This window comes from Nocardia canadensis (genome assembly GCF_032656385.1).
Classification (GTDB): domain Bacteria; phylum Actinomycetota; class Actinomycetes; order Mycobacteriales; family Mycobacteriaceae; genus Nocardia; species Nocardia canadensis.
On the sequence record NZ_JAVCWB010000001.1, the window covers coordinates 240,370 to 260,024 of the forward strand.

General features: G+C 70.2%; 13 protein-coding genes and 1 pseudogene. 9 read left to right on the forward strand and 5 right to left on the reverse strand.

Annotated elements, in window-relative coordinates; genetic code table 11:
* Positions 1-128: 128 nt before the first annotated feature.
* Entirely contained in the window at positions 129-3,035 is a 2,907-nt protein-coding gene (locus tag Q7X29_RS01110; protein ID WP_316573057.1) for an FAD-binding and (Fe-S)-binding domain-containing protein, read from the reverse strand.
* A gap of 137 nt (positions 3,036-3,172) precedes the next feature.
* Between Q7X29_RS01110 and Q7X29_RS01115 the strand changes: the two genes are divergently transcribed.
* Positions 3,173-5,056, forward strand: a complete 1,884-nt coding sequence (locus Q7X29_RS01115) for an ABC transporter ATP-binding protein (protein WP_218718369.1) — start codon at positions 3,173-3,175, stop codon at positions 5,054-5,056.
* A gap of 22 nt (positions 5,057-5,078) precedes the next feature.
* Here the strand turns inward: Q7X29_RS01115 and Q7X29_RS01120 are convergent, their stop codons facing one another.
* Entirely contained in the window at positions 5,079-5,771 is a 693-nt protein-coding gene (locus Q7X29_RS01120; protein ID WP_218718368.1) for a GntR family transcriptional regulator, read from the reverse strand.
* Between the two features lie 243 nt (positions 5,772-6,014).
* Here Q7X29_RS01120 and Q7X29_RS01125 point away from each other — a divergent pair, with 243 nt between their 5' ends.
* Genes Q7X29_RS01125 through Q7X29_RS01155 form a run of 7 tightly spaced genes read left to right on the forward strand, consistent with a single transcriptional unit; the run spans position 6,015 to position 14,065 of the window.
* A complete protein-coding gene (locus tag Q7X29_RS01125; RefSeq protein WP_316573058.1) occupies positions 6,015-6,935 on the forward strand; it encodes an ABC transporter permease in 921 nt (306 codons plus the stop codon).
* Positions 6,932-7,795, forward strand: a complete 864-nt coding sequence (locus tag Q7X29_RS01130; protein ID WP_316573059.1) for an ABC transporter permease — start codon at positions 6,932-6,934, stop codon at positions 7,793-7,795. The genes Q7X29_RS01125 and Q7X29_RS01130 overlap by 4 nt, the downstream gene beginning before the upstream one ends.
* Positions 7,792-8,793 (forward strand): ABC transporter ATP-binding protein, encoded by a 1,002-nt coding sequence (locus Q7X29_RS01135; protein ID WP_316573060.1) that lies wholly within the window; start codon positions 7,792-7,794, stop codon positions 8,791-8,793. Before Q7X29_RS01130 ends, Q7X29_RS01135 begins: the two co-directional genes overlap by 4 nt.
* Positions 8,790-9,788 (forward strand): ABC transporter ATP-binding protein, encoded by a 999-nt coding sequence (locus Q7X29_RS01140; RefSeq protein ID WP_308248472.1) that lies wholly within the window; start codon positions 8,790-8,792, stop codon positions 9,786-9,788. The genes Q7X29_RS01135 and Q7X29_RS01140 overlap by 4 nt, the downstream gene beginning before the upstream one ends.
* Positions 9,785-11,314, forward strand: coding sequence for an ABC transporter substrate-binding protein (locus Q7X29_RS01145; RefSeq protein ID WP_218718365.1), 1,530 nt, complete (start codon positions 9,785-9,787; stop codon positions 11,312-11,314). The genes Q7X29_RS01140 and Q7X29_RS01145 overlap by 4 nt, the downstream gene beginning before the upstream one ends.
* 4 nt (positions 11,315-11,318) lie before the next feature.
* The gene (locus tag Q7X29_RS01150) at positions 11,319-12,569 is read left to right on the forward strand and encodes an amidohydrolase family protein (protein ID WP_316573061.1); all 1,251 of its coding nucleotides are present in this window, start codon (positions 11,319-11,321) and stop codon (positions 12,567-12,569) included.
* A 2-nt stretch (positions 12,570-12,571) separates the two neighbouring features.
* Complete coding sequence (locus Q7X29_RS01155) at positions 12,572-14,065, forward strand: chlorohydrolase family protein (protein ID WP_316573062.1); 1,494 nt, start codon at positions 12,572-12,574, stop codon at positions 14,063-14,065.
* Positions 14,066-14,118: 53 nt separating this feature from the next.
* Here Q7X29_RS01155 and Q7X29_RS01160 read toward each other — a convergent pair whose 3' ends face one another.
* Positions 14,119-15,114 (reverse strand): oxidoreductase, encoded by a 996-nt coding sequence (locus Q7X29_RS01160; RefSeq protein ID WP_316573063.1) that lies wholly within the window; start codon positions 15,112-15,114, stop codon positions 14,119-14,121.
* 52 nt (positions 15,115-15,166) lie between these two features.
* Positions 15,167-16,249 carry a DNA polymerase IV gene (locus Q7X29_RS01165; RefSeq protein ID WP_218718362.1) on the reverse strand — a complete coding sequence of 361 codons (1,083 nt, stop codon included), beginning with the start codon at positions 16,247-16,249 and terminating at the stop codon, positions 15,167-15,169.
* 148 nt (positions 16,250-16,397) lie between these two features.
* Between Q7X29_RS01165 and Q7X29_RS01170 the strand changes: the two are divergent.
* Positions 16,398-16,826 (forward strand): annotated as a pseudogene (locus Q7X29_RS01170) (PaaI family thioesterase); the annotation flags it as partial.
* Between the two features lie 342 nt (positions 16,827-17,168).
* Here the strand turns inward: Q7X29_RS01170 and lon are convergent.
* Entirely contained in the window at positions 17,169-19,634 is a 2,466-nt protein-coding gene (gene lon / locus Q7X29_RS01175) for an endopeptidase La (protein ID WP_218718360.1), read from the reverse strand.
* Between the last annotated feature and the right edge of the window lie 21 nt (positions 19,635-19,655).

A 19,655-nucleotide genomic window follows, 5' to 3' on the forward strand; every position in this document is an offset into this window, starting at 1 on the left:
GGGTCGGCGGGCAGCTCGGGGTACCAGATCGCGCCCGGCACCCTGCCCGGCGGTAGCTGAGCCGCGTTCGACCGCGGGCCTACCGCGCGGGCGCCGGACACGGCGCACGCATCAGACGGCCGCGCACCTCAGCCGCGCAAGAGGAACGTCGCCAACGACACTCCTCGGACGTTCGCCAACTGCTCGGCCTGCGTCCGGCAGGAGAAGCCGTCCGCCAGGAACGTCGTGCCGTCCGGGGCTGCGCGCAGGGCCGGGAGCAGGGCACTCTCCGCGACCGCGACGGACACCTCGTAGTGGCCTCTCTGCATTCCGAAGTTCCCGGCCAGCCCACAGCACCCGGCCAGCTCCTCGACGGTGACGCCCATCGCGGCCAGCAACCTGCGCTCCGCGGCGAACCCACCGACGGCATGCTGATGACAATGCGGCTGTACCACGACCCGTTCCCCCGCACGGGGCGGCGGCCGCCATCCGGGCTGGTCGACCAGGAGCTCGGCCAGCGTCCGAACGGCAGCCGCGACCCGCGCCGCCCGCGGATCATCGGCCAGTAGTTCCGGCAGGTCGGCGCGCAGCGCGGCGGTACACGACGGTTCGAGACCGACGACCAGTCCACCCGCGGCCACGTGGTCGGCCAGCGCCTCCACCGTCGCCCGCAGCCGAGCACGCCCGCCGTCGAGCTGTCCGGTGGTTATCCACGTCAATCCACAGCAGACCCGAGCCGTGGGGATATGTACCCGGTAGCCGAGTTCTTCGAGCAACACCGTCGCGGCGATCGCGTTCGCCGGATCGAAGGTGTCGGTGAAGGAATCCACCCACAGCAGCACCGTGCGCTCGCTCCCCGTCGACGACCCGGTCGACGTCGCTTTCGTGGTGGTGGCGGCGGGGTCGTCGGTGCGCGAGTGCGGCAGTAGGTGGTGGTGGCGGGAGCGCACGAGGGCGGCGACCGCGGGCTCGGTGCGGCTGTTGCCACCGATTTCCTGCCAGATCCGGCGGAACGGCGTCGGCGCGAGGACCGGTGCGCGGCGGCGGGGATCGATGCCGACCGCGCGCATGGCGGTTCGGCGGAGCAGGGGGCGGGCGGCGAGAGTGTTGGCCAGGCGGGGAAAGCGTTGGGCGACAGTGAGCCAGCGGGGAAGTCGGCCCAGGACGTAGTGGTCGAGCGGCCGGGGGCGACCTCGGTAGCGGCGGTACAGGGTTTCGGATTTGTAGGTGGCCATGTCGACGCCCGCCGGGCAGTCCGATCCACAGGCCTTGCAGGACAGGCACAGATCCAGTGATTCCTCGACCGCCAGTGCGCGCCAATCGAGTTCGCCGCGGACGACCTCTTGGAGGACGCGGGCGCGGCCTCGAGTGCTGTCCTTCTCGTCGGCGGTCGCCAGGTACGACGGGCACATGAAGCCGCCCGAGGCGCGAGTGTCCGCCCGGCACTTGCCGATTCCTACACACCTGTGCACAGCTGTGGACAGATCGCCGGCATCGTCGGCCAGCGCGAAACCACCCACCGATGGCAGCGGACGCAGCCCCGCGACTCGCAGGTCGCCATCCACGGGCGCCGCGTCGACGAGGACGCCGGGGTTGAGCACGTCGTCGGGGTCGAACAACGCCTTGAACCCGGCGAAGGCGGCACGCGCGGCGGGGGAGTACATCACCGCGAGCAGTTCGGATCTGGCGCGCCCGTCGCCGTGTTCGCCGGAGAGCGAACCACCGTGGCGCACCACGAGTTCGGCGGCGTCGAACAGGAAGGACCGGAAACGCCGGGGCGCGTCGGCGATCGGGAAATCGAGCCGGACGTGGATGCAACCGTCGCCGACATGGCCGTACAGCAGCCCGTCGACCTCGTACGCCGCGGTGAGCGAGGCGAATTCGCGTAAGTAGCGGCCCAGCTGAGCGGGTGGGACGGCGGCGTCCTCCCAGCCGGGCCAGGCGGGACGACCGTCCGGTGTGCGCCCGGCCAATCCGGCTCCGTCGGCCCGGATCCGCCAGAGTGCCGCCACGGCAGCGGGGTCGGTGACGATGCGATGGTCCTCGGCGTTCGCCTCCCGGCACAGCCGCTCGGCCTGCGCGAACGCCTCGTCGGCACTCGCCCCCGCCGTCTCGACGAACAGCCATCCGCGCCCGCGCGGCAGTGCGGGCACCGTGCCGCGATGCGCGCGGACCCGGTCGACCAGACCGGCATCGATGCCCTCCACCGCGATCGGCCCGCACCTGGTGACCGCGGCGACATCGTCTGCCGCCGTGGCGATATCGGGGTAGCCGAGCACGGCCAGCACAGTGGCGGCGGGCACCGGGGTGAGGTCGAGTTCGGCCTCGAGCAGCAGTCCACAGGTGCCCTCGGTGCCGACGAATGCCTTCGCGATCGACGAACCACGCTCCGGCAGTAGGTGTTCCAGCCCGTACCCGGACGCCTGCCGATCGAATCGGCCCAGCTCGGTACGCAATACCGCGAGGTTGGCGGTGGCGAATCCGGCCAGACCGGGAACCACGCCGAGGTCGTCCCCGAGCACCCGTTCGGTGCCCGTCCCGTCGACGACGCGCAGCGACCGCACCCGATCGGAGGTGCGCCCCCAGGCCAGCGCGTGCGGCCCGCAGGCGTTGTTGCCGATCATCCCGCCCAGCGTGCAGCGGTCCTGGGTGGACGGGTCTGGCCCGAACCGCAGACCGTCGGACCGCAGCCGTCGTTGCAGGTCCGACAGCACGACGCCCGGCTGCACCCGGGCCGTGCGCGCCTGCGGATCGACCGCGAGCACGCCCCGCAGATGCCTGCTGAAATCGAGCACGATCCCGGGACCCACGGCATTGCCCGCCACCGAGGTCCCCGCGCCGCGCGCGGTCAGCGAGAGCCCGTGTTCGCGAGCGAAGGTGACGGTCGCGGCGACATCGGCGTCGTGGCGCGGGAACACCACCAGCGTGGGCCGGACCCGGTAGTTGGAGGCGTCCGAGGAGTACTCGGCGCGGCGGCGGGCCGACGCGTCGACCGCGCCGTCGAGCCGGCCGCGCAGGGCATCGGCCAGTAGCTCCGCACTCCGGTCGCCATCCACCCGACCAGCTTATTTCGCCGGTGTTCGCTGCCGGCGGAACGGGCGGTCCCGGAAATGTATTTGCAGTCAACCTTTGTTGAGGTTTTAGTGTCGGTGGGCAGGAGTTCGATGGGTGGGGAGCGAAGAGGAGTGCGGCAGTGAGTATCGAATCGGTGGCCTACAGCCAGATGTACCGGCGGATGAACGCGCCCGAGGAGGAGCGGCCGTTCAGCCTGTCCACCGCGCGGCGCATTCTGCGTTTCGCCGAGGCGCACTGGCGGCGGATCTCGGCGTTCCTGCTGCTCAGCGTGCTCGCCGCGGTGCTCGGCGTGGCGACGCCGGTGCTGGCCGGTCGCGTCGTCAACGACATCGTCGGCGGCTCGGCGCCGCGCACGGTCGTCATCCTCGCGCTCGCCATCGCGGGCCTGGCGGTGCTCGACGCCGGCCTCGGCATCGTCATCCGGTGGCTGTCCGCCCGGATCGGTGAGGGCCTGATCCTGGACCTGCGCACCGCCGTGTTCGATCACGTGCAGAAGATGCCGGTCGCGTTCTTCACCCGCACCAGGACCGGCGCGCTGGTGAGCAGGCTCAACAGCGATGTGATCGGCGCGCAGCGCGCGTTCAGCGACACTCTGTCGGGCGTGGTCACCAACCTGGTGACGCTGGCGCTGACCCTCGCGGTCATGCTCAGCATCTCCTGGCAGATCACCCTGCTCGCGCTCGTGCTGCTGCCGGTTTTCGTGATCCCCGCGCGCCGGGCGGGCAATCGGCTGGCCGCCATGCAGCGCGAGGCCGCGCAGCTCAACGCCGCCATGAGCACCCAGATGACCGAGCGCTTCTCCGCGCCGGGCGCCACCCTGGTGAAGCTGTTCGGCAGGCCGCGGCAGGAGTCCGCGGAGTTCGCGGTGCGCGCCACCCGGGTCCGCGACATCGGCGTGCGCACCGCCATGCTGCAGACCACCTTCGTCACCTCGCTCACCCTGGTCTCCGCGCTGGCCCTGGCACTGGTCTACGGCCTGGGCGGCTGGTACGCCCTGCAGGGCAGTCTGGACGCGGGTTCGGTCGTCGCCCTGTCACTGCTGCTGACCCGCCTCTACACCCCGCTCACCGCGCTGGCCAGCGCGCGCCTGGAGATCATGTCGGCACTGGTGAGTTTCGAGCGCGTGTTCGAGGTGCTGGATCTGCGGCCGCTGATCGAGGACGCGCCCGGCGCGGTCCCGGTCGCCGACGGTCCGGTCGCGGTGGAGCTGGACGCGGTGACCTTCGGCTACCCCTCGGCCGACAAGGTCTCGCTGGCCTCGCTCGAGGACGTGGCGACCCTGGACACCCGGGGCGGCGTGGAGGTGCTGCACGAGGTGTCGCTGCGGGCCGAGCCCGGCCAGCTGATCGCCCTGGTCGGCTCGTCCGGCGCGGGCAAATCCACCATCGCCCAGCTGGTTTCGCGCCTCTACGACGTCGACTCCGGCGCGGTCCGGCTCAACGGCACCGATGTGCGCGAGCTGACCACCGAGTCCATCCAGCGCACGGTCGGCCTGGTCACCCAGGACGGTCACCTGTTCCACGACACGATCCGCGCCAACCTGCTGCTGGCACGGCCGGAGGCGACCGAGGACGAACTGTGGGACGCACTGCGCCGGGCCCGGCTCGGCGAGCTGGTCGACTCGCTCACCGACGGCCTCGACACCGTCGTCGGCGAGCGCGGCTACCGCCTCTCCGGTGGTGAACGCCAGCGCCTGACCATCGCGCGCCTGCTGCTCAAGCAGCCCCGCGTGGTGATCCTCGACGAGGCCACCGCCTCGCTGGACTCCACCTCCGAGGCGGCGGTGCAGGAAGCGCTCACCGAGGCGCTGCACGGCCGGACCGCGCTGGTGATCGCCCACCGGCTGTCCACGATCCGCTCCGCCGATCAGATCGTGGTGCTCGAGCAGGGCCGCATCGTCGAGCGCGGCACCCACGCCGACCTGCTCAATGCCGACGGCCGCTACGCCGAGCTCTACCGCACCCAGTTCGCCGAGGACCCGGTCCCTGTCACCGCGGCCTGACCGAACCGCGCCGACCCCGCTGTCAGGCGGGGTCGGCGTGGCGCAGCGCGGTGACGATGGCCAGCGTCGGCGTGCGGCCCGCCTCGGTGTGGCTGAGCATCGCGTACTCGGCGAGGCGTTCATCGCCGGAGGAGATCGCCTCGATGAGGTGGCGATGTTCGTCGCGCTGCTCCTCGGTGTCGCGGTCGGCGGTGAGGAAGAACAGCCACGCCATCCGGGCCAGAATGGTGCGCATCAGCTGGGTGAGCAGGCTGTTGCCGGAGAGTTCGACGATCGCGCCGTGCAGCTTCGCGTTGGTCTCGGCGATCCGCAGCGGATCACGAGAGTCGGTGGCCACCTGCGCTTCTCGTAGCGCGGCTCGCAGCGGTGCGCTGTCGTGACCCTGCCGGATGCGGGCGGCGGCGAGCCGGGCGCCGAGCGGTTCCAGCCCGATCCGCACGTCGAAGAGTTCCTCCACCGCCGCGCGATCCCAGGAGCGCACGACCGCGCTGCGCCGGGGCAGCGCGCTGACGATGCCGTCGAATTCGAGCAGCGCCAGCGCCTCGCGCACCGGCAGTCGCGAGGTGCCGAGCATGGCGGCGACGCGGGCCTCCGGTAACTTCTCGCCTTCCCGGTATACCCCGGTGATGATGTTGCGCCGAAGCTCGTCGTAGATCCGCCGGGTCTGGGAGGTGTCGTCGACGGCTTCCGCCGGGCGACGTTGGTCTCGGGCCACGGAGTAAGTCTACGAATATATCTTCGGTCGACCGTTGTTTCGTCTGGTCGCGCAGGGTTCGCTGGTGCACCGAAGCCGGATACGCCGTCGGACAGCGGTTCGAAAACACCCACTGACCACGAAATATATATCTTTTCGACCAGCCGCATCATTCACCGGACCGAAACGTGCGGAACACAAGCGGGATACACCCAACTCCAATTCTGTATACCGATTCACCATCGGCCACAGAGAGGATGCGAGTTGGCCGTCTATCTGCTCCGCCGCTTCGCGCAGGCGGTGATCACCGTTTTCGCCGTCATCTCACTGGCATTCCTGCTCGGCAGGCTGACCGGAAGCCCCGCCGCGTCGCTGCTGCCCGAGACCGCCAGTGCGGCCGATATCGCGGCACTCGACCACGAACTCGGCTTCGACAAGCCGCCGCTGACCCAGTACCTCGACTACCTGACCGGAATTCTGTCGGGTGATTTCGGGGACTCCTACCAGCAGACCGGCACCTCGTCGATGTCGCTGGTCCTGCAGCGTCTGCCCGCCTCCCTGCAACTGGGCGTCACCGGCTTCGCGATCGGGCTCGCGCTGGCCTTCGCCGTCGTGCTCGTCATCCATCTCAGTGGCCGCTGGTCGCTGCGCGGGGTCGCACTCGGACTCGGCGCGGCCCGACTCGCCGTGCCGGACTTCCTGTTCGGGCTGCTGCTGGTGCTGGTGTTCTCGGTGACGCTGGGCTGGTTACCGTCCCTGGCCGGTGCCGATCCGCTCGCGATCGTCATGCCCGCGGTGACCATCGCGACCGCGCAGTTCGTCGTGTATTCGCGGCTGCTGGACAACTCGCTGGTCGCGGAGAGCTCTCAGGACTACGTGCGCACCGCCTACGCGCGCGGCGAGCGCCGGTCGTCGGTGCTGCTGCGCGATGTCCTGCCCAACGCGCTGCTGCCGGTGCTCACCATCTCCGGAATCACCCTGGGCACCTTGCTCGGTGGTCTGGTCATCGTCGAGAACGTCTTCGCCTGGCCGGGTTTGGGTCAGCTCATGCTCGACGCGGTGTTCAACCGGGACTTTCCGGTGGTTCAGTCCGGGCTGGTGGTGATCGCGACGATCTTCGTGATCGTCAACTTCGGCATCGACGTCCTCTACGGCGTCATCGACCCGAGAGCGAGGGTCCGGTGATCCGCCCCCGTCAGCACGCCACGATCGCCGGCGTCGCGATGATCCTGGCCGTCGTCCTGTTCTCACTGCTCTACCCGCTCTTTCCCGGCTACGACCCGTACGCGCAGCACCTCGCGTCCGCGTTCACCCGGCCGTTCACCGACGGGCACTACCCGCTCGGCACCGATTCGCTCGGCCGTGACCTGGCGAGCAGGCTGGCGCTGGCCGGGCGGATCACGCTCGGTCTGGTCCTGGTGATCGTGGTGGTCAACGCGCTGATCGGGATGGCGATCGGCACGGTGTCGGGCTACTTCCGCGGCGTCACCGACAACGTGCTGATGGGCGTCGCGGACGTGCAGCTCGCGGTCCCGATGACACTGGTGATCATGGCCGTGTCGGCCATTCGCGGACCGAGCACCGTGCTGATGGCCACGATCCTCGGCGTCACCTTCTGGGTCGGCTACGCCAGAGTGGCGCGCTCGGTGGCACTGGGCCTGTCCGGCCGCGATTTCGTGATCGCGCCGAAGCTGCTCGGTGCGCGCTCGGGCTGGGTGATGCGCGAGCACGTCGTCGGACACGTCACCGCGCCGGTGCTGATTCTGGCGACCGCCGATCTCGGCAACGTGCTGATCATGATCTCCTCGTTCGACTACCTCGGTCTCGGCGTGCAACCGCCCACCCCGAGCTGGGGATTGATGATCACCGACGGGCAGAAATATCTGCGCCAAGCCCCGTATCTGACGATCGTGCCCGCCGTCGCCCTGCTGCTGGTGATCGGCGGAACCCTGCTGGCCAGTAGGCGATTCACCGACGAGGGGCAGGGGCTGCGCCGGGTGCGGCGGGCCCGGCGCGGCGCACTCGCGAAGGAGGTCGCGGCATGAGCGCGCTGTTGGAGATCACCGATCTCACCGTGGGCTACGAGACGGCGGCGGGGGAGCGGGTGGTGCTCGTCGACTCGGTGAGCCTGCGGCTGGCCGAGGGTGAAGTGCTCTGTCTCGTCGGCGAATCCGGCTCCGGCAAGTCGGTGACGATGCTCGCCGTGCTCGGCCTGCTGCCCGCACCGCTGGAGATCTTCTCGGGCAGTGTGCGTTTCCGTGGCGCCGAACTCGTCGGTGCGGACGACGAGACCCTGCGCAAGCTCCGCGGCGCCGAGCTCGGCATGGTTTTCCAGGACCCGATGACCACGCTCAACCCGGTCCGCCGGGTCGGCGTCCAGATCGGGCGCGCGCTGGCCGTGCACCAGCGGCTCGACGCCCGGGCACGCACTCGGCGCGTCGTCGAACTCCTCGCCGCCGTGGGCATTCCCCAGCCTGCCGAGCGGGCCCGCGCCTACCCGCACCAGTGGTCCGGTGGCATGCGGCAGCGCGCGGTGATCGCCATGGCGATGGCCAACGATCCGGCGGTGCTCATCGCCGACGAGCCGACCACGGCCCTCGACGTCACCATCCAGGCCCAGCTCATGGAGGTGCTGGCGCAGGCCCGCGCCCGCAGTGGCGCGGCGATGGTCCTGATCACCCACGACCTCGGCTTGGTCGCGCAGTACGCCGATCGGGTGGCGATCATGTACGCGGGCCGGGTCGTCGAGACCGGGACCGTGTGGCAGATCTTCGACGACGCCACCCACCCGTACACCCGGGGGCTGCAACGCAGCCTGCTCGGACAGTCGGGCGGCGCCAGGGCCTACGCCATCCCCGGTTCGCCCCCGTCACCGACGCGACGTCCGCCCGGATGCGGCTTCGCCCCGCGCTGCGAGTTCGCCGGGAAGAACGACGAATGCTCGACCACCACACCGGTTCTCGTCCCGCTGGCCGGCGGGCGCGCGGTGGCCTGCCCGCCCGCGATCGAGTCCGCGCCGATCGAACAGGACCTCTCCGCATGACGACGATCGACGAGCCCGAGGACGTCATCCGGGTCGACCGACTGGAGGTGAGCTTCACCAGCAGGCGCGGGCTCCTCGGCACACGCAGGCTCCGCGCCCTCGACGGCGTGAGCTTCGCGGTCCGCCGCGGCGAGACCTTCGGCCTGGTCGGCGAATCCGGCGGCGGCAAGTCGACGCTGGTCCGCACCCTTTTCGGGATCAATACCCCGAGCGCGGGCTCGATCCGGATCCTCGGCCACGACCTGGCGACGCTGCGCCCGCAGGCCCGGCGCGCGCTGCGCAACCGGGTCCAGCTGGTGTTCCAGGACCCGTACTCCTCCCTCGATCCGCGCATGACCGCGCACGACATCGTCGCCGAGCCGCTGCGCATCGCGGGCGGATACCGGCGAGAGCGTGTGGTGGAGCTGCTGGATCAGGTGGGACTGGGCCGCGACGCGCTGGCGCGCAAGCCCGCCGAGTTCTCCGGCGGACAGCGGCAGCGGCTCGGCATCGCCAGGGCGCTCGCCCCGGGGCCCGAGGTGCTGGTGCTCGACGAACCCGTCTCCGCGCTGGACGCCTCGGTGCAGGCCCAGGTCATCAATCTGCTACAGGACCTACAGGAACAGCTCGGGCTGTCGTATCTGTTCATCGCCCACGATCTGTCGGTGGTGCGCCACCTGTCCGACCGGATCGCGGTGATGCACCTGGGCAAGCTCGTCGAGATCGGCGCGACCGAAGACGTCTTCACCGGCCCCGCGCACCCGTACACGCGGGCCCTGATCGCCTCGGCGCCCGTGCCCGACCCGCATCGACGCCGCCGCGACACCTCGACGCTGGTGCGCGGCGAACTGCCCGATGCCGCGAACCCACCGAGCGGCTGCACCTTCCGCACCCGCTGCCCCCTCGCCACCGCCGACTGCGCGACGCGCGTACCGGAACTCGAACCACAGGGTCGTACCGACCATGTCGCGGCCTGCCTGCACCCGCTCGCACGCCCGTCGAAAGGAAACCGATGAAACCGATCACCCGCGGGATGGCGACAGGGCTCGCCGTCCTCGCCTTCGCCACCTTCACCCTCAGTGCCTGCGCGCCCGCGGGTTCCGACACCGCTTCGGCGACAACGCTGGTCGTCGGCGCAGTCACCGAGCCGACCGACGTGCCCGACCCGATCAGTGACGGGTCGCTCGCCGGCTACAACTACTACTTCGCGACCTTCGACCAGCTCGCCCGATTCGACAGCGAAGGCGTGATCGGGCCGAAGCTGGCGACGAAGTGGGAGCACAACGCCGACTTCACCCAGTGGACCTTCACCATCCGCGACGGTGTGAAATTCCACAACGGCGAGCCGCTGAAGGCCTCCGATGTCGCGTTCACCTACAACCAGATCAAGGCGACGCCGACCGGCGACCCGGCCACCTACATGGAGATGTTCACCTCCGCCGCCGTCGGGCCCGGCAACACCGTGGTGTTCAGCCTCAACGCCCCGTTCTCCGCGTGGCCGACGATCACCACCGGCGTCTCGATCGTGCCCGAGTCCGTGTACACGAAGCTGGGGTCCGCGGGATTCGCCGCCGCGCCGGTCGGGTCCGGGCCGTTCGTCTTCGATCACTACACGCGCGGCGTCGAATACGCGGTCAAGCGCAATCCGGACTACTGGGGCGAGAAGGCCACGATGGAGGCGGTCACCTTCAAGACGGTGGCCGACGCCGACGCCCGGCTCAACGGTGTCCAGTCCGGCAGCCTCGACATCGCGCTGGTCGCCCCGAATCAGGTGGCGGCCGTGGAGGGTTCATCGAGCGTGCGGATCGAGTCGCGGGTCTCCAACGGTGTCACCTTCCTCGGCATGAACGCCACCGCCGGTCCGCTGGCCGACCAGCGGGTCCGCGAGGCGATCGCGCTGTCGATCGATCGCGAGGGCATCGTGAAGACCCTGCTGGCGGGCCGGGCGACGGTCGACAACCAGCTGGTCGCCGAGAACGTCGGCGGATTCGACCCGAAATACCCGGCGCCGGTGCGTGATACTGCCAAGGCCAAGCAGTTGCTGGCCGCGGCGGGCTACCGCGGGACGCCGATCCCGTTCCAGTACGCGACCAACGGGCGCATCCCGCTGAGTTCGGAGATCGCCCAGTCGATCCAGGCCAACCTCGCCGAGGTCGGCATCACCATCACGTTGCAGGGCACCGATCAGAGCAGCCTGTCGCAGATGATCTACAGCAAGAAGGCCGCCACCGGCATCTACCTCAACACCTACGCCCCCTCCACCATGGACGGTGACGCGCCGATCGCCTCGATGTTCGGCGGGCAGTGGAACGACTACGCGATGCTGCCGGAAACCCAGGCGCTGGTGGCCAAGACGCGAACCGTCGCCGGGCAGGCCAGGATCGACGTCTACCGCGAGCTGTTCACCCTCAACGACGCGAAGGCGCTGCTGATCGGCCTCTACACCCCGGACGCCAGCTACGCCGTCGACCCGGCGCTGCGGTGGCAGCCCCGGGCGGACGGGATGATCACCGTCGACCTGGCGAGCTTCGGAAAGGACTGAGTCCATGGGGGATTCGCTGCTGCTCAGCGATGTGCGCCCGTGGGGCACCGAGCCGGTGGACGTGCTCGTCGAGGACGGCGTGGTCGCCGCGGTCGCGGCGACCGGCACGACGAGGACGGCCGCCGAGCGGGTCGACGGCGCGGGCAGGCTGCTCCTGCCCGCCCTGTCCGACGTGCACCTGCACCTGGATTCCAGTCGCCTCGGGCTGCCGTTCCGGGCGCAGACCGGCGAGCCGGGCCGGTGGGGCCGGATCATGAACGACCGGGCGCAGTGGCGCACGGCCGAGCGCTCGGTGACCGAGCGGGCCTCGTTCACCCTCGCCGTCGCGGTCGCCAACGGCGCCACCAGGATTCGCAGCCACGCCCAGGTGGACGCCGACACCGGGCTCGCGAAGCTCGAGGGTGAACTCGCGGCGCGGGAACGCTACGCCGACGTCTGCGACGTGGAGATCGTGGCGTTCCCGCAGGTCGGCATTCTGCTCGAACCCGGTGTCGTCGATCTGATGGACGCGGCGCTCTCGGCCGGCGCCGACCTGGTCGGCGGGATGGACCCGTGCGAACTCGACCGTGATCCGGTACGGCATCTCGACGCGGTGTTCGGGTTGGCCGAAAGGCATCAGGCCGGGGTCGACATCCATCTGCACGAGGCGGGCGAGCTCGGGCTGTTCACGTTGTCGCTGATCATCGAGCGGGTGCGGGCACTCGGGATGACCGGTCGGGTGACCATCTCGCACGCGCGGTGTCTGGCCAGTGGCCTGCCCGGCGTGCCGGGGGCCATCGCGCAGCTGGCGGAGTTCGATATCGCGCTGACGCACGCGGCGGGCGCGCAGGGCTGGGCACTGCCCCTGCTCGACCTGGCGGCCGCCGGCGTGCGGGTCGGGGTCGGGATGGACGGTCAGCGGGACTACTGGTCGCCCTACGGCAACGGCGACATGCTCGACCGCGCGTGGCAACTCGCGTTCGTCAACGGGTACGGGTCGGATCAGCACGTGGAGCACGCACTGGCCGTGGCGACCTGGGGCGGCGCGAGCGTGATCGATCGAAGTCTGCGTCCGCTCGACCTGCTCGATCCGCATCCCGGTGTCGCGGTCGGTGATCCGGCGGAGTTCTTCCTGGTCGACGCGGTGAGCCCGACGGCGGCCGTGATGGATCGGCCCGCCGCCCGGACCGTCATCCATCGGGGCGCCGTGGTTTCGGTCGACACAGCGATCGAGGGGTTCGAGATCCCCGGACGTTTCGGCAGGGAAGGGAGCTGAGCGTGCGACGAAGTATTCGCGCACGGCATGTGCTGGCGTATTCCGCCGAGCGCACCGAGGCCGGTGCGGCGGACTCGGCGGGTGGGCACGTGCTGCTCACCGATGCCGAAGTGGTGGTGGCGGGTTCACGCATCGTGGCCGTCGGGCCACGCGGCGCGGAACCGGCCGACGAGGTGATCGATCTCGGGAACGCGCTGTTGCTGCCCGGCCTCATCGATCTCGACGCGCTCGCCGATATCGACCACACGATTCTGGATTCGTGGCAGTCGCGCGAGCTGGGTCTGGGCCTGCACTGGTCACGGGACTATGCCACGCATCGACGGCGGGCGGTCTTCGACGCCGAGGAGCGGGCGTTCATCCGCGAATACAGCTTCGTCCAATTGCTGCTGCACGGAGTGACGACGGCGATGCCGATCGCCTCGGAAGTACACAGCGACTGGGCCGAGACGTTCGACGACGCCGTCGCGATGGCCGAGGCGGCGCAACGGCTCGGGCTGCGGGTGTACCTCGGCCCCGCGTATCGCGGTGGGGTCAACGTGGTGGACGCGGACGGCACGCGGTCCGTCTACTGGAACGACGAACTCGGCCGCGCCGGATTCGATGGTGCGGCCAGGTTTCTCGACTGGGCCGCGGAGCGCGGCTCCGATCTCGTGCACGGCACGCTGCTGCCGTGCCGGATCGAGACGCTCACCGAGGAGCTGATGCGGCGCACGGCCGAGCTCGCCTCGGCGAGCGGCGCCCTGGTCCGCCTGCACGCGCTCCAAGGATTGGTGGAGCGCGAGTTCATCCTGGAACGCTTCGCCGCACCGCCGCTGGAAGTGCTGGCGCGGACCGGACTGCTCGGGCCGAATCTGCTGATCCCCCACGGCATCTACCTCGACGCGCACCCGCAGGTCGACGCGGACACCGACCACGATCTCGGCACCCTGGCCGCGTCGGGGGCCACGATCGTGCACTGCCCGCTCACCTCGGCCAGGCACGCCTCGGCGCTGGACACCTTCGACCGCTACCGCGCGGCGGGCGTGCGGATCGCGCTGGGCACCGACTCCTTCCCACCGGATCTGGTGCGCGGCATCGACATCGGCGTCACCATCGCCAAACTGCTCACCCGTCGGCTCGACGGCGCGACCTACGGCGAGTATCTGACGGCGGCCACGCTCGGCGGCGCGGACGCCCTACGACGCCCCGACCTGGGCAGACTCGCGGCCGGGGCGACCGCCGACCTGGTCGCCTTCCGCCTCGACGATCCCCGCGACGGTGTCCTCGATGATCCGATCCGCACCCTGTGCATGAACAGCACCGCGCGGGCGGCGGACTTCTCGATGGTCGCCGGACGAATCACCCTGCGGGACGGCGTGATTCCCGGCATCGACCTGTCCGCGATGTCGCGCCGCGCGCAAGGACTGTTCGATCGGATGCGCGCGGCGTACTCCGAGCGCGACTATCTGCGCAGGCCGGTCGAGGAGCTGTTCCCTCCATCGTTCCCGGCGAAGTAGGGCTGCGCGACGCTCGGTACGCCGTCGACAGCCGACGGTGTGCTCCGGTCCGCTCAGAACTCGCCCGCCACCCCGATCACCGTGCGACCGGAATGGGTGCCGTCCTTGATCGATCGCAGCACTCGGTCCACCTCGGTGATCGGGGCGAACGACTCGATCGTCGAGAGGTGCTGCGGGCGCAGCTCTTTGCCCAGTGCGGTCCACAGCGCACGACGCTTCTCGATCGGCAGGAACACCGAGTCGATGCCGAGCAGGCTGACACCGCGCAGGATGAACGGCAGCACGGTGGCGGGCAGTTCGGCGCCGCCGGTGAGGCCGCTGGCCGCGACGGCGCCGCCGTAACCGATGGCGCTCAGGACGTGGGCCAGGGAAGGGCCACCGACGCTGTCGACCGCCGAAGCCCAGACCGCCTTGTTGAGCGGGCGCGGCTTGGCGTCCGGGTCCAGCGGGAGGCGGCCGATAACCTCGTTGGCGCCCAGCTCGGCCAGCAGGTCGCTCGCGTCGGTCTTGCCGGTGGAGGCGATGACCTCGAAGCCGAGGCCGGAGAGGATGTCGATGGCGACGGTGCCGACGCCGCCGGTCGCTCCGGTGACCAGGACCGCGCCGTCGTCGGGGGTGAGACCGTTGTCGAGCAGGGCCTGCACGCTCATCGCCGCGGTGAAGCCTGCCGTGCCGATCGTGGCGGCGTCCCTGGTGTCCAGGCCGTCCAGGCGGACCACCCATTCGGCGGGCACCCGCGCGTACTCGGCGAAACCACCGTTGCGCGAGACACCGAGCTCGTAGCCGTGCGCGATCACCTGATCGCCGGGGGCGAAGTCGTCGGTCTCGGACGCGACCACCTCACCGGTGAGGTCGATGCCGGGCACGATCGGATAGTTGCGCACCACGCCGCCGCGCGGCGTGATCGCCAGGAGATCCTTGTAGTTGGCGCTCGAGTAATGAACCTTGATCGTCACCTCGCCCTCGCCGAGGAAATCCTCCCCGACCTGCTCACGAGCGAGCACGATCCCACCGTCGGATTCACGGGCCACCATCGCGGAGTAATCCATGGGTCCGAGCATACGAGGCGAACCAGCGCACCGGCAGACCCCGCCGAGGTGCTCAACCGCCCGGCGCGTCGGGCGGGAGGAGTTCGAGGCGGACGCCGAGGAGGCGGATGGGGCGGTCGAGTTCGAAGCGGTCGATGATGGCCAGGGCGGTGTCGACGATGGTGGCGACATCGGCGGTCGGTTGGGGGAGTTTGCGCTGCTTGCTGCGGGTGTAGAAGGTTTTCGTGCGGACCGTGACCGCGACCCGGGTGCTGATGCGCTGGTGCTCGATCATCTCCTCGGCGACCTCGGTGGCCAGGCGCGCGACTTCGCGGCGGATCTCGTCCGGGTCGGTCAGATCGTGCGGGAAGGTCTCGGACTTGCTGCGGCCCACCGGTATCCGCGGGGTGGTCGAGAGTTCGGTGTCGCCCTTGCCGTGACCGAGGACCCACAGGTAGGGGCCGGTGTTCGGGCCGAACTCGGCGGCCAGGCGCTGCCGGTCGGCGGCCATCAGATCGGCGACGGTGACGATGTCCAGCTCGGCCATCCGCTTGGCGATCCGGGCCCCGACACCCCATAGCGCGTCGGTGGGGCGGTGGCCCATCAGCTCGGCCCAGTTCGCCGCGGTCAGTTCGAACACCCCGGCCGCCGCGCCCGGGTCGTGCTCGGGCTCGGCGGAGGTCTTGCCGGTCGACTTGGCGAAACCGGTGGCCAGTTTCGCGGTGAGCTTGTTGTCGCCGATGCCGACCGAGCAGGTCAGACCCAGCTCGGTGACGGCACGGCGGATCTCGGCGGCCAGCCGCCACGGGTCACCGTCGGTGGCCACGAACGCCTCGTCCATGCCCCACACCTCGACAGCCCCGGCGACCCGGCCGAGCGTCGCCATGATCTCGTCGGAGGCCACCTCGTAGGCGGCCATGTCGACCGGCAGGAACACGCCCTCCGGGCACTTGCGCTGCGCCATCTTCAACGGCATCCCCGCGCGCACGCCGAAGGCCCTGGCCGGATAGGACGCGCAGGTGACGACCTTGCGCGGCTGCGCCGGATCGCCCTCGCCGCCCACGATGACCGGCAGTCCGCGCAGCTCAGGACGACGCCGGAATTCCACCGCCGCCTGGAACTGGTCGAGATCGACATGCAGCAGCCACTGGGGCACGGGTGAAGTATTACCGCACGGTACCGACAAAACGGCGCAACCGGGCAGCTCGCGGTGCGGCACTGGCGTACTCGTCACCGCCCCAGGATGGCAATATCCGTAGCGCGCCAACCGATGTCACGACCGAGCTCGAAGAACGGAACACCCGATGCCGACCGAAGCCACCACCCTCGACCTCGACCTGGCCCGCCAGGTACTCGCCGCGCAACCGTTCGCCCGACTCGTCGGCACCGAACTCACGGAATTCGGGGACGGTGCGGCCACACTGGTGATCGAGATCCAGCCCGAGCACGGTCAGCAGTTCGGATTCGTGCACGGTGGCGTGCTGGCCTACGCAGCCGACAACGCGCTCACCTTCGCCGCGGGCACCGTTCTGGGTCCCAACGTGCTGACCGGCGGCTTCACCATCACCTACCTGCGTCCCGCCCTCGGCGAGCGGCTGCGGGTGCACGCCACCGTGCTCGGCGCCACCCGCCGTCAGGCGGTCACCCACTGCGACGTCTACGCCGAGACCGAGGGCGAGGAGCCGATCCTGTGCGCCGTGGCCCAGGGCACGACGCGACGGGTCGAGAAGGACCTCGAGCGGGTCGCGGAGGCGGGCGCCGACGAGGACACCGAGTTCGACGACGAGGACGACGACACCGACGACCAGGACAGCTACGTCACCGACCAACTGGCCATCGTCACCCCGGCGCCCGAACAGGCACCCGCGCTGCCACCGACCGTCAGCCGATGAGACCGCTGTGCGGCCACGAACAACGCGTCTTCACCATCGCCCCGAACGGCTCGGCGAGTTCAAGGGGTCGCCGGCGGGCAGCGAGTCGAGGGACCTGGACCGGGCGTTGATGCGGAAACTGGGCTTGCGCTAGACACCGAACGGGCCGCGCACAGTGTTGTGCGCGGCCCGTTCGGTGGTGGGTCAGGCGCTGACGGCGAAGCTGCCGTCGGCGGCCGGTTCGGCGATCGGCTCGATGGCGTAGGCCAGGATCTCGGCCACGTCGGCGACGGGGCGGACATCCAGGGCGGCCAGCACCTCGGCCGGGACCTCGTCGAGGTCCGGTTCGTTGCGGGCCGGGATGAAGACGGTCTTCAGCCCGGCGCGCTGGGCGGCGAGCAGCTTCTGCTTCACGCCACCGATCGGCAGCACGCGCCCGTTCAGCGTGACCTCGCCGGTCATGCCGACATCACCGCGCACCTGACGGCCCAGCGCCAGCGACACCAGGGCAGTCACCATGGTGACGCCCGCCGACGGTCCGTCCTTGGGCACCGCACCCGCCGGGAAGTGGATGTGGATGTTGCGGTCCAGGACCTTCGGCTCGATGCCGATCTCCTCGAGGTGCGAGCGCACGTAGGTCAGCGCGATCTGCGCCGATTCCTTCATGACATCGCCCAGCTGACCGGTCAGGGTCAGGGCGCGCTCACCCTCGGCGGCGTTGGCCTCGATGTAGAGCACATCGCCGCCGGCGCCGGTGACCGCCAGGCCCGTCGCCACGCCGGGGACGGCGGTGCGTTCCACCGAGTCCGGGGTGAAGCGGGGACGGCCGAGGTAGTCGGTCAGGTTCTCGACGTCGACCACGAGACTCGTCAGCTGACCGGCCGGCTGCGGACCGGACTCGATATCGATGACGTTGTCGTAGCCGAGCCCCGGGTCGTACCCGAGCACGGCGCCCTCGCCCAGCGCGCCCTTGTCGACCAGGGTGTTCTCGTCGGCGGCATCGCCGGTGACCAGGCGGGTCGCCGCCTTGCGCAGGGCCTTCGCCACCAGCCGCTCCATCTGGCGCACACCGGCTTCCCTGGTGTAGTTCGCCGCGATCTCGCGCAGCGCCGCGTCGGTGATCGAGACCTCCTCGGCGGTCAGCGCGTTGCGTTCCAGCTGCCGGGGCACCAGGAAGTCGCGGGCGATGGCCACCTTGTCGGCCTCGGTGTAGCCGTCGACGGTGATGAGCTCCATGCGGTCCAGCAGGGGGCCGGGAATGGTGTCCATGACGTTGGCGGTCGCGATGAACAGGACGTTCGACAGGTCGAGGTCCAGGTCGAGATAGTGATCGCGGAAGGTGTGGTTCTGCGCGGGGTCGAGGACCTCGAGCAGCGCCGCCGCCGGGTCGCCGCGGAAGTCGGAGCCGACCTTGTCGATCTCGTCCAGCAGGACGACGGGATTCATCGACCCCGCCTCCTTCACCGCACGCACGATCCGGCCGGGCAGCGCGCCCACGTAGGTGCGCCGGTGGCCACGGATCTCGGCCTCGTCGCGCACGCCGCCCAGGGCGACGCGAACGAACTTGCGGCCCAGCGCCTTCGCGACCGACTCACCCAGCGAGGTCTTGCCGACACCGGGCGGACCGACCAGCACGAGCACGGCACCCGAGCCACGTCCGCCGACGACCTCCAGACCACGCGCGGCCCGGCGCGCACGCACGGCCAGGTACTCGACCATGCGGTCCTTCACCTCGTCCAGACCGTGGTGATCGGCGTCGAGCACGGCGCGCGCGGCCGAGACATCGGTGCTGTCCTCGGTTTTCACCGTCCACGGCAGGTCCAGGACGGTGTCGAGCCAGGTGCGGATCCAGCCCGATTCCGGGCTCTGATCGCTGGCCCGCTCGAGCCTGCCGACCTCGCGCAGCGCCTCGGCGCGCACGTTCTCGGGCAGGTCGGCGTTCTCCACGCGGGTGCGGTAGTCGTCGGCGCCGTCGGGTTCGTCCTCGCCGAGCTCCTTGCGGATGGCGTTGAGCTGCTGGCGGAGCAGGAACTCGCGCTGGCTCTTCTCCATGCCCTCGCGGACGTCCTCGGAGATCTTGTCGGTGACCTCGACCTCGGCGATGTGGTCCTTGATCCACTCGATCTGCTTGGTCAGGCGAGCGGCGACCTCGGGGGTCTCGAGTAGTTCGCGCTTCTGGTCGTTGGTCAGGTACGGGGCGTAGCCCGCCGTGTCGGCGATGGCTTCGGGCTTGTCGAGCTGATTGACGATGTCGATGATCTGCCACGCCTCGCGCCGCTGGAGCACCGCGACGACCAGCTTCTTGTATTCGGCGGCGAGCTCGGTGGTGCGCGCGTCGGGAGCGGGCTCCTCGACGAGTTCGGCCTCCACCCACAGGGCGGCGCCCGGCCCGGTCACGCCGTGCCCGATCCGCGCCCTGCGCTCGGCCTTGAGCACGGCGGCGGGCGCGCCGCCGCGCATCCGTCCGACCTGCTCGATCGTGGCCACGACGCCGTAGGACGCGTACCCCTCGTCGAGGCGGGGCGCGACGAGCACAGCGCCGGTCTTCCCGGCCTGCGCGGCGTCGATGGCGGCCTGCGCGGATTCGTCCAATTCGATGGGCACGACCATGCCCGGCAGCACGATCGGATCGGTGAGGAACAGCACCGGCAGGTTCTGAGCTGTAGTCATATCGACCCTTCCAAAGTTGAG

What these genes read in the sequence shown, in the direction of transcription:
- Q7X29_RS01135 (WP_316573060.1), top strand. Translation starts at nt 7,792, where the DNA reads ATGAGCGCGCTGTTGGAGATCACCGATCTCACCGTGGGCTACGAGACG.
- Q7X29_RS01140 (WP_308248472.1), top strand. Translation starts at nt 8,790, where the DNA reads ATGACGACGATCGACGAGCCCGAGGACGTCATCCGGGTCGACCGACTG.
- Q7X29_RS01145 (WP_218718365.1), top strand. Translation starts at nt 9,785, where the DNA reads ATGAAACCGATCACCCGCGGGATGGCGACAGGGCTCGCCGTCCTCGCC.
- Q7X29_RS01150 (WP_316573061.1), top strand. Translation starts at nt 11,319, where the DNA reads ATGGGGGATTCGCTGCTGCTCAGCGATGTGCGCCCGTGGGGCACCGAG.
- Q7X29_RS01160 (WP_316573063.1), bottom strand. Translation starts at nt 15,114, where the DNA reads ATGGATTACTCCGCGATGGTGGCCCGTGAATCCGACGGTGGGATCGTG.
- lon (WP_218718360.1), bottom strand. Translation starts at nt 19,634, where the DNA reads ATGACTACAGCTCAGAACCTGCCGGTGCTGTTCCTCACCGATCCGATC.